The following is a 10,798-nucleotide window of genomic DNA, read 5'->3' as shown; positions in this document are numbered from 1 at the left end:
GGGGTGTGGGGTGGTGTGGGGCGTGGGAGGATTGTGGCTGAGGTCGGGTGCGGAGCGAGGTGGTGTTTACGAGTGATGTTGTGTGGTTCGGGGTTCGGCTACGCCCGAGATCTCCCCTCTTTCCCTGCCCTCCGCTCGTCCGATCGGAGCCTTAGCGCCCACGTCCTTGGTTGGGCTGTTTGCGTGCAGGACCTGCCCGTCGGTGGGTTGCCGGTGACCTTGGTGCTCCCGCGTGATGTGGGGTGAGGGGACCATTCACCGCAAACCTCAAGGCGTACGATTGCGCCGCGTCTCGATAATGTTCGGCAACTGCGATATCCGCCCCAGCAACCGGCCCAACGCGTCCAACCCCGGAATTTCGATGGTCAGCGACATCAGCGCAGTGTTGTCCTCCTTGTTCGAACGGGTATTGACGGCCAGAACGTTGATCCGCTCGTTGAGCAGCACCTGGGACACGTCGCGCAGCAACCCCGAGCGGTCGTAGGCACGGATGATGATGTCCACCGGATAGGTGAGCACCGGTACCGGCCCCCAGCTGACCTGGATGATCCGCTCCGGCTCGCGCCCGCCCAGTTGCAGCACCGAGGCGCAGTCCTGGCGGTGAATGCTCACGCCGCGGCCCTGGGTGATGTAACCGACGATGGCATCGCCCGGCAGCGGCTGACAGCAGCCGGCCATCTGGGTCATCAGGTTGCCCACGCCCTGGATCTGAATATCGCCACGCTTGCCCGGCTTGTAGCCCGTGGCCTTGCGCGGAATCAGCTCGAGCTGCTCGTTGCCCCGCTCCGGTTCCACCAGTTGCTGGGCGTTGTTGACCAGATGCGCCAGGCGCAGGTCGCCGGCACCGAGGGCGGCGAACATGTCTTCGGCAGTCTTGTGGTTGGCTTTTTCGGCCAATTGCTCGAAGTCCACCTGCGGCAGCCCCAGTCGACTCAGCTCCCGCTCCAGCAGCACCTTGCCGGCTGCGACGTTCTGATCGCGCGCCTGCAGCTTGAACCAGTGCACGATCTTGGCCCGTGCTCGCGACGTGGTCACGTAGCCCAGGTTGGAGTTCAGCCAGTCGCGACTTGGCGTGCCGTGCTTGCTGGTGATGATCTCCACCTGCTCGCCGGTGTTGAGGCTGTAGTTGAGCGGCACGATACGGCCATTGATCTTGGCGCCGCGGCAGTTGTGGCCAATCTCGGTGTGTACGCGGTAGGCGAAGTCCAGCGGCGTTGCGCCCTTGGGCAAGTCGATGGCATGACCGTCAGGGGTGAACACGTAGACACGATCGGGCTCGATATCGACCCGCAACTGATCGGCCAGACCGCCGATATCACCCAGTTCCTCATGCCATTCCAGCACCTGGCGCAACCAGGAAATCTTTTCTTCGTAGTGATTGGAGCCGGATTTGACGTCGGTACCCTTGTAGCGCCAGTGGGCGCAGACGCCCAGTTCCGCTTCCTCGTGCATAGCGTGGGTACGGATCTGCACCTCGAGCACCTTGCCCTCGGGGCCGATCACCGCGGTATGCAACGAGCGGTAGCCGTTTTCCTTGGGGTTGGCGATGTAGTCGTCGAACTCCTTGGGGATATGCCGCCACAGGGTGTGCACGATGCCCAGCGCGGTGTAGCAATCGCGCATTTCAGGAACCAGCACCCGCACCGCGCGAACGTCGTAGATCTGGCTGAACTCCAGGCCCTTGCGCTGCATTTTGCGCCAGATGGAGTAGATGTGCTTGGCCCGGCCGCTGATGTCCGCCTTGACGCCGGTCTCCAGCAGCTCGTTATGCAGCTGGCTCATCACATCGGAGATGAAGCGCTCGCGGTCCAGGCGCCGCTCGTGCAGCAACTTGGCGATCTGCTTGTACTGATCGGGCTCCAGGTAACGGAACGACAGGTCTTCGAGTTCCCATTTGATATGGCCGATACCCAGGCGGTGAGCCAGCGGGGCATAGATGTCGAAGACCTCACGGGCGACCCGATTGCGTTTCTCGTCGTCGGCGCTTTTCACCGCGCGGATGGCGCAGGTGCGTTCGGCCAGCTTGATCAGGGCCACGCGCACGTCGTCGACCATCGCCACGAGCATCTTGCGCAGGTTCTCCACCTGCACCTGCGAGCCCAGCACCAGCGACTGGCGCGGGCTGAGGCTGGCACTGATGGCCGCCATGCGCAGCACGCCGTCGATCAGCTTGGCCACGGTGGCACCGAAGCGCTGGCCGACATCGGTCAGGTTGGCCTTGCCTTCACGCACCGCGCGATATATGACCGCGGCGACGAGCGAATCCTGGTCCAGCTTGAGGTCGGCGAGAATCTCGGCGATCTCCAGGCCTGCCTGGAAACACGAGGTGCCGTCGGCCCACGAATGTTTTGCCGGATTGCCCTGCAACTCGGCTTGCTGCGCGAACTCGCAGGCCTCTTTCAGGGCCTCGCGGTCCAGCACCAGGTCGACGCTGACGATATGATCGAGCCATGCATCGAGATTGATACTGCCGTCGGTGTTGATCGGCTGGTGTGCTCTCACCTGTACCATCTTGCTTACCTTTCCCTACAACGCGCCTGAGGCACGTCAACAGTCGCTGGCTGTGACCACTGCTGGGCCGGCAGTGATCAGGCGTTTCGCGCGCCAGTCGGATTAGAAGGACCATCCTGGTCCACTTCAAATAACGCCATGGCCTCGACATGCGCGGTTTGCGGAAACATATCGAGGATCCCGGCACGTTTTAACCGGTAGCCCTGCCTGATCAATTCGACCGTGTCGCGGGCCAAAGTTGCCGGGTTGCAGGACACATAAACCACTCTTCGCGCACCCGATGCTCGCAAGGTACGCACCACCTCGAAGGCTCCGTCCCGAGGTGGATCCAAGAGTACCGCAGAAAAGCCGTCGGCGGCCCAATCGGGAGCGGCCAAGGGCTGCGATAAGTCGGCTTGATGAAACCGGGTGTTATGCAAATTGTTGCTTGCGGCGTTTTCGGCAGCGCGTTGCACCATCGCCGCCACCCCTTCCACGGCCACCACCTCGCGGGCCTTGCCTGCCAGCGGCAGGGCGAAGTTGCCCAAGCCACAGAACAGATCCAGCACGCGCTCGTCCTGGGCGGGCGCCAACCAGGCCAGCGCCTGCTCGATCATGGCGTCGTTGACCGCCGCGTTGACCTGGACGAAGTCGCCTGGCCGGTAGGCCAGTTCCATCCCCCAGGGCGACAGGGCAAAGCCCAGGCGTTGTTCCGGGTTCAACGGGTGTGGTTGGCCTTCTCCGTGCAGCCAGAGCTGAGCCGAAAAGCCTTCGCAGAATGCCTGCAGGGCCGCCAGGTCAGTATCGGCCAACGGCGCGGTGTGGCGAACCAGCACGGCCAGTACCGTCCCCGCGAACAACTCGACGTGGCCCAGCACCTGCGGCTTGCTGAAACCACGCAGAAGCGAGGGCAGTTGTTGCAGGATAGGCTGCAAGGGCTGTACCAGCACCTGGCATTGTTGGATAGCGATGATGTCCTGACTGGCGGCGGCGCGGAAACCCACGTCCAGCCGCTTGGCCTTGACGTCCCAGCGCACGGCGATGCGCGCACGGCGGCGATAGGCAAGTTCGGGACCGCTCAGTGGCGCCGCCCATTGCTCGGGCTGCGCGCCGGCTACCCGGGACAACTGCTCGGCAAGCATGCGCTGCTTGAGGGCCAACTGCTCAGCGTGGGAAATGTGCTGCACGCTGCAGCCTCCGCAGGTGCCGAAGTGCTGGCACGGTGCGGGACGACGCATGGGGTTGGCCTGCAGCACCCGCTCGCAGCGCGCCTCGACCACCTTGCCATGGGCATTGAGCACCCGCGCTTCGACCTCCTCGCCCGCCAGAGCACCAGCAACGAACCAGGTCCGCCCGTCGAGAAAAGCGATGCCACGGCCATCGTTGCTCAGGCGCTCGATGGTCAGCCGTTGTTTCTTGCCGGTCGGCACCTGCGGCGAGCGGGTGCCGCCAGTGGGCTGAAAGCGCAGCCCCGGCTTGACCTTAGCCATCAGTTGGGCGCATCGAAGATGCCGCTGGACAGGTAGCGGTCGCCGCGGTCGCAGATGATCGCAACGATCACGGCGTTCTCCAGTTCCTGGGACAGGCGCAACATGCCGGCCACCGCGCCACCCGAAGACACCCCACAGAAAATGCCTTCTTCACGCGCCAGGCGGCGGGTGATGTCTTCGGCCTCCTGCTGGGCCATGTCGATGATGCGGTCGACGCGATCCGCTTGATAAATGCGCGGCAGATACTCCTCGGGCCACCGGCGGATGCCAGGGATGGCCGAGCCTTCCATGGGTTGCAGGCCTACGATCTGCACCTGCGGGTTCTGCTCCTTGAGGAAGCGCGAGGTGCCCATGATGGTCCCCGTGGTGCCCATGGAGCTGACGAAGTGGGTAACGGTGCCAGCCGTTTGCTGCCAGATTTCCGGGCCGGTGGTGCGGTAGTGGGCTTCGGGGTTGTCACCGTTGGCGAACTGGTCGAGCACCTTGCCACGGCCTTCGGCCTGCATGCGTTCGGCCAGGTCACGGGCGCCTTCCATGCCTTGCTCGCGGGTCACCAGGATCAACTCGGCGCCATAGGCGGTCATGGCCGCCTTGCGTTCGGCGGTGGAGTTGTCGGGCATGATCAGAATCATCTTGTAGCCCTTGATCGCGGCGGCCATCGCCAGGGCGATACCGGTATTGCCGGAAGTCGCTTCGATCAGGGTGTCGCCGGGATGGATCTGGCCGCGGCTTTCGGCACGGGTGATCATCGACAACGCCGGGCGGTCCTTGACGGAGCCTGCCGGGTTGTTGCCTTCGAGCTTGAGCAGGAGGGTATTGCTGGTCTCGCCGCCCAGGCGCTGCAGGCGCACCAGGGGCGTATTGCCGACGCAGTCGGCGATGGTTAGGTACTGCGGGGTCATGGCGTATTCGCAATCCAGACTGCGGGGGTGGCCTATCATACCGGCAAACGCCTGATCCCCATATCACGCAAAGTGCGCACCTTATGGTTAAAAGGCATAAGCAGCAGGCAGCCGCATGTTCAGCCGCAACCCCTGCGCGGTGTTTTGCGCCCACAACGCACCGCCCTGCCGCACCAGCGCATTGCGGGCAATACTCAGCCCCAGGCCGAAGCCACCGTCGCCCGGGCGTGAGCCGTCCAGCCGGGTAAACGGATCGAAAATGCGCTCCAGGTCAGTCTCCGCAACGCCGCCACCTTCATCTTCCAGCCACAGATGCCAGCTGGCCCCCTCTCGTCGGCCCTGCAATGTCACCCGGCCATGAGCCGGGGAATGCCTGATGGCGTTGCGCAGCAGGTTTTCCAGGGCCTGGGCCAGACCATTGAGGTTGCCCTGAACCCAGCAATTGGCGTCCACGGCGCAGTGCAACTGGGTGAGCGGCCAGTGGCTTTCATAGCTGGCGTTTTCAGCCAGCATGTCCCACAGGGCCTGGATCTGGATGGCCTCCTTGGCCACCGGGCTGCGCTCGGCGTCCAGCCAGGCCAACTGCAAGGTGTCTTCGACCAGACGCTGCATGCCGTCGATCTCACGGCTCAGGCGTTCACGCAGCCGCTGCTCGTCGGTCTCCCCGTCGCAGGCAACGCGCAACCGACTCAACGGCGTGCGCAGCTCATGGGACAGGTCGCGCAGCATCTGTTGCTGCAAGGCCACGGTGCCTTGGAGGCGCTCGGCCATATGGTCAAAAGCCCGGCCCAGTTCGCCCAGCTCATCGGTGCGTGAGGTCGTGTCGGCGTCAAGCCGCGCATGCAGCTGGTCGGCGCGCCAGGCATTGGCCTGTTCGCGCAGCTTGTTCAAAGGCACCACCAGCATCCGGTACAGGCCGACGCACAGGAGCAGGGTGAAGAACGCCGGGATCAGGCCATTGGTCATCACTGCCCAGGCCAGCGCGTAACGCCCAGGCATCAGCCGCGCCGGCAGTTCGATGACCAGGCTGCCGAGGGCCGGGCTGTCGGTGAAGGGCACGCGCATCCACGGTTGGTAGCGCGCCCGTCGGCTCATGGGCATGTCCACGGTGCGCAGGAAGGTCAGACGCTGCAATTGCTGATCGTTGAACGGTTCGCTGCTCAGGGACGTCAGGTCATGGCCGATGACTCCGACAAAACCGGATTCGTGCTGGCGGATTTTCGCCAGCCAGGCATCTACCCCCGCTCGCTGGCCGCCGGCCCAGGCTTGTTCCGCTTCGCTGGCATAGCGCTGCAAGGTGGCCCGCGACGACTCGGAAAGAAAGGCATTCTGCTCCTGGACATAGCGCCCCCAGGACCAGCTCAGCCAGATCATCAACAGGCAGAAACCCACCAGCAGGAAAGCCAGCTTCCAGAACACCGAATGCTTGTTGGGCATCACAGCGCAGGTTCCGTGACGCCGAGCATGTAGCCCTTGCCCCACACGGTGCGCAGCTGGTGCTGGGTGTACCCCACAGCCTTGAGCTTGCGGCGGATCTGACTGACGTGCATGTCCAGGCTGCGATCATGCTGGGAATAGCCGCGTTGCAGCACGTGCTGATAAAGGAAGGCTTTGCTCAGCACCTCCTCGCTGTGGCGGTGCAGCGTATCGAGCAAACGGAATTCGCTGGGGGTAAGACCTGCGGTGCGACCCTCGAAGCTGACCTCGCTGCTGGCTTCGTCGAACTGCAGCGCCCCCGTGCCAGCGCAGGGCTCGCTGGGTTGCGCCGGTACCTCGCGACGCCGGCGCTCCATCTCGACCCGACGCAGAATCGCCTGAACCCGCACCTGCAGCTCGTCGACGCTGAATGGCTTGGGCAGGTAGTCGTCCGCGCCATGACGGAACCCGCTGATGCGATCGGCTTCGGCCCCCAGCGCCGACATCAGGATCACCGGGATGCCGGTGCTGCGGCGCAGATGTTGCAGTACGTCCAGGCCATTCATGCCGGGCAGCAGGATATCCATCAATACCACGTCGAACTGGCCATCGCGCGCCAATGCCAGCCCTTCGCTGCCGTTGCGGCACCAGGTCACGTGAAAACCACAGCGACCCAGCTGCTCATGCACATAGGCGCCCAGCACGTTATCGTCTTCGATGGCCAGGATGGCAGGGGCAGTGCTGGGGACGGGATTCATTGACGCCTGCTAGTGTAAGTCATTCTCAGGTGGCGATTATTGGAGATCACGGCCGCACAGGCAACTCCGATTGGCCGCTGTTCGCCCATTGCCTGCGGCCGCGCCGGTGCCAGGGCCGGACAACATGGGCCTGCCGACTGGCGCAACGGCCCGGCCCGCTGTATTTTCCTATCTTCCTCGACCAAAAGGCGCCGACCCGCGTGCTCAAGAAACTCGGAATCAGAAGCCGCGTCCTGCTGCTTGCACTGACGCCCGCGGCCTGCATGGCGTTGATCCTGGGCGGTTATTTCACCTGGGTGCAGCAGTCCGAGTTGCAGAGCCAGCTGTTGCAGCGTGGCGAAATGCTCTCCGAGCAGCTGGCGCCGCTGGTCGCGCCGGCACTGGTCAGTGCGGATCGCGGGCGTCTGGACCGCATAGCTATCGAAGCATTGGAACAGGCCGATGTACGCTCGGTGAGCTTTCTGGGCGCCGACCGCACCCTCCTCGCCCACGCTGGGCCGACCATGCTCAACGCGGTGCCGATCGGCAACAGCAGCCACTCCCTGCAACGCAGCGGCTTCGACGCCACGCGCTACCTGATGCCGGTGTATGGTCGGCACCGAGATCTGGCCGCCGATCAGGTCCCCGCCGAAACGGCTCGGTTGCTGGGCTGGGTCGAGCTGGAGCTGTCCCATGACGGTACCCTGCTGCGCGGCTACCGCAGTTTCTTCGCCAGCCTGCTGTTGATTCTGGCGGGACTGACGGCCACGGCGCTGCTAGCCATGCACATGAGCCGCAGCATCAGCGAGCCGATGCGGTTGATCAAACACACGGTGACCCAACTCAAGGACGGCAACCTGGAAAGCCGGCTTCCGGCCATGGGCAGCCATGAGATGGACGCGTTGGCGGCGGGCATCAACCGCATGGCCGAAACCCTGCAGGATGCCCAGGAGGAACTGCAGCACAGTATCGACCAGGCCACCGAAGACGTACGCCAGAACCTGGAGACCATCGAAATCCAGAACATCGAGCTGGATCTGGCGCGTAAGGAGGCCCTGGAGGCCAGCCGGATCAAGTCCGAGTTCCTCGCCAACATGAGCCACGAGATCCGCACGCCGCTCAACGGCATCCTGGGCTTCACCCACCTGTTGCAGAAAAGCGAGCTTACCCCGCGTCAACTCGACTACCTGGGCACCATCGAGAAATCCGCCGACAGCCTGTTGGGGATCATCAACGAGATCCTCGACTTCTCCAAGATCGAAGCGGGCAAGCTGGTGCTCGACAGCATTCCGTTCAACCTGCGTGACCTGCTGCAGGACACCCTGACCATTCTCGCCCCGGCGGCGCATGCCAAGCAGTTGGAGCTGGTCAGCCTGGTATACCGCGACACCCCGCTGTCGCTGATCGGCGACCCGCTGCGGCTCAAGCAGATTCTGACCAACCTGGTCAGCAATGCCATCAAGTTCACCCGCGAAGGCACCATCGTCGCCAGGGCCATGATGGAAGACGAAACCGAAGACAGCGTACAACTGCGCATCAGCGTGCAGGACACCGGTATCGGCCTGTCCAACCAGGACGTGCGGGCGTTGTTCCAGGCGTTCAGCCAGGCCGACAACTCCCTGTCCCGGCAGCCGGGCGGCACCGGTCTGGGCCTGGTGATCTCCAAGCGCCTGGTGGAGCAGATGGGCGGCGAGATCGGCGTCGACAGTACGCCCGGTGAAGGCTCGGAGTTCTGGATCAGTCTGAACCTGCCCAAGGCCCGAGACGACGCCGAGGATCTGCCCTCGGCGCCGCTGCTGGGGCGGCGCATCGGCATCGTCGACAGTCACGACCTGGCCCGCCAGGCGTTGCAGCACCAGTTGGAGGATTGCGGGCTGGAGGTCAGCGGCTTCAAGTCACTGGACAAGCTGGTGGTCGCCACCAGCGCCGCACGCCAGGCGGGCCGGCCTCTGGACCTGGCCATCATGGGCGTCACCGCCCACGAGATCGCCCCGGAGCGGCTGGCGCTGCAGATCCGCGAAATCGAGCAGACCGGTTGCCATGTGCTGGTGTTGTGCCCGACCACCGAGCAGGCATTGTTTCATGCCGCCGTACCCAACGCCGATCGCCAGTTGCAAGCCAAGCCGAGTTGCACGCGCAAGCTGCGCCGCGCCCTGGCCGATCTGATCAACCCCAAGCACTTGCGCTACGACGTGCCGGATACCAGCAGCGATCGGCCGCCTCGGGTGCTGTGTGTCGACGACAACCCGGCCAATTTGCTGCTGGTGCAGACCCTGCTCGAGGATCTGGGCGCCGAGGTGAAGGCGGTGGACAGCGGTGCGGCAGCCATCAAGGCGGTGCAGGACGGCCCCTTCGACCTGGTGTTGATGGACGTGCAGATGCCGGAAATGGATGGCCGGGAAACCACCGAGCGCATCCGCGTCTGGGAAAGTGCACAGACGGGAGCGGCCTTGCCGATCGTCGCGCTCACGGCCCACGCCATGGCCAACGAAAAGCGCGCCTTGCTGCAAAGCGGCATGGACGACTACCTGACCAAGCCCATCAGTGAGCGTCAGTTGGCGCAGGTGGTGCTCAAGTGGACCGGTTTGATGCTCAGTCCGCAGAATGCGGACAAGGGCGCTGAAGTGTTGCTGGAGGGTAGCGCCTTGCAGGTGCTGGACCCGGCAGAAGGTTTGCGCCTGGCCGCGGGCAAGGCGGATCTGGCCGCCGATATGCTGGCGATGTTGCTGGCTTCGCTGGAGGGCGACCGTGCAGCCATAGGCGCGGCGCGCGCGGCGCAGGATCATAATGCGCTGATCGAGCGCGTGCACCGCTTGCATGGGGCGACGCGTTATTGTGGCGTGCCACAGTTGCGGGCGGCGTGCTTGCGCAGCGAAACGTTGCTCAAGCAGAACGATCCGGGGGCGCTGGCGGCGCTGGATGAGCTGGACGAGGCGATTGTGCGGTTGGAGGAGCAGGCGCGGGAGTCGGCTTGAAGGGGGGGTCGAGTTGCGGATTTTGGTGGTGAATGGTCCCCTCACCCCAGCCCTCTCCCTGAGGGAGAGGGAGCTAAAAGCAGATCGCGGTGGGGCTGGTAGCAGTGATCGGCCCCCTCTCCCCCAGGGAGAGGGAGCTAGAAGCGGATCGCGGTGGGGCTGGTAGCAGTGATCGGCTCCCTCTCCCCCAGGGAGAGGGCTGGGGTGAGGGGACCAGACGCCGCCGATCCGCACCCAGACCGTGCTAGCATACCGCGCCTATTTGGAGGACCCATGGTCGAACACGATTTCCGCTTCAGCCTGCTCAACCCGCAGCACACCCTGATCGAGTGCCGCGCCCTGGTGCCTGGCCGCTACCAGGTCACCGGCAACGGTGGCTCGATCCACAACGACGACACCCTGCTGGTCACCCTCAAGGGCAGCAAGGACTTGTCCATGCGCCTGACCGTGGAGAAAGTTCGTCACCTGATCAACCCTCCCGGCCAATGGGTCGCCGTGGCCCGCGGGCCGGTATTCGGGGAGTTGGCCATCCACCAGTGGAAGGTCAATTGCGACAGCTGCAACAAGGTGCTGGATTTCGAGTTCGCGGTGGATTCGAAACTGGGCACCAAGGCGCAGAAGCCGGCCGCCGAAGCCCGTATCGCCGAGTTGGGTTGGAGCAATGTCAACGGCAAGCATGTGTGCCGGCAGTGCAAGACGGCATAGTCCAGCTATAGAGACAGGCCGGTCAGGGGCCTTCGCAGCTGCACGCCGCGCCTACAGACGACCGCGCCCCCTGTAGGAGCGGC

7 protein-coding genes are annotated in these 10,798 nt (G+C 64.2%); 2 read left to right on the top strand and 5 right to left on the bottom strand.

The genetic code is table 11. The features are described from left to right. Window positions 1-267: 267 nt before the first annotated feature. From relA to B3397_RS04480, 5 genes are all read right to left on the bottom strand, one after another. The gene (relA, locus tag B3397_RS04500; protein ID WP_296247673.1) at window positions 268-2,511 is read right to left on the bottom strand and encodes a GTP diphosphokinase; all 2,244 of its coding nucleotides are present in this window, start codon (window positions 2,509-2,511) and stop codon (window positions 268-270) included. Between the two features lie 77 nt (window positions 2,512-2,588). Next, entirely contained in the window at window positions 2,589-3,980 is a 1,392-nt protein-coding gene (rlmD, locus tag B3397_RS04495) for a 23S rRNA (uracil(1939)-C(5))-methyltransferase RlmD (RefSeq protein ID WP_296247671.1), read from the bottom strand. After that, a complete protein-coding gene (gene cysM / locus B3397_RS04490; RefSeq protein ID WP_296247675.1) occupies window positions 3,980-4,882 on the bottom strand; it encodes a cysteine synthase CysM in 903 nt (300 codons plus the stop codon). Before cysM ends, rlmD begins: the two co-directional genes overlap by 1 nt. Before the next feature lie 87 nt (window positions 4,883-4,969). Beyond that, on the bottom strand, window positions 4,970-6,319 hold the full coding sequence (locus B3397_RS04485; RefSeq protein WP_296247669.1) for a sensor histidine kinase: 1,350 nt from the start codon (window positions 6,317-6,319) through the stop codon (window positions 4,970-4,972). Further along, window positions 6,319-7,056 (bottom strand): response regulator transcription factor, encoded by a 738-nt coding sequence (locus tag B3397_RS04480; RefSeq protein ID WP_296247667.1) that lies wholly within the window; start codon window positions 7,054-7,056, stop codon window positions 6,319-6,321. Before B3397_RS04480 ends, B3397_RS04485 begins: the two co-directional genes overlap by 1 nt. Window positions 7,057-7,256: 200 nt before the next feature. On the opposite strand from B3397_RS04480, the gene B3397_RS04475 reads away from it, so the two are divergent. Both B3397_RS04475 and B3397_RS04470 read left to right on the top strand, forming a co-directional pair. Beyond that, window positions 7,257-10,010 carry a response regulator gene (locus B3397_RS04475; RefSeq protein ID WP_296247665.1) on the top strand — a complete coding sequence of 918 codons (2,754 nt, stop codon included), beginning with the start codon at window positions 7,257-7,259 and terminating at the stop codon, window positions 10,008-10,010. A gap of 273 nt (window positions 10,011-10,283) precedes the next feature. Continuing rightward, window positions 10,284-10,715 (top strand): hypothetical protein, encoded by a 432-nt coding sequence (locus B3397_RS04470; protein WP_296247663.1) that lies wholly within the window; start codon window positions 10,284-10,286, stop codon window positions 10,713-10,715. The last annotated feature ends 83 nt before the right edge of the window (window positions 10,716-10,798 follow it).

Origin of the sequence: Pseudomonas sp. UBA4194 (genome assembly GCF_002379585.1) — a bacterium.
In the GTDB taxonomy this organism is placed as follows: domain Bacteria; phylum Pseudomonadota; class Gammaproteobacteria; order Pseudomonadales; family Pseudomonadaceae; genus Aquipseudomonas.
Note: the sequence above shows the minus strand (reverse complement) of the source record. Positions and strands in the feature narration are given on the sequence as shown.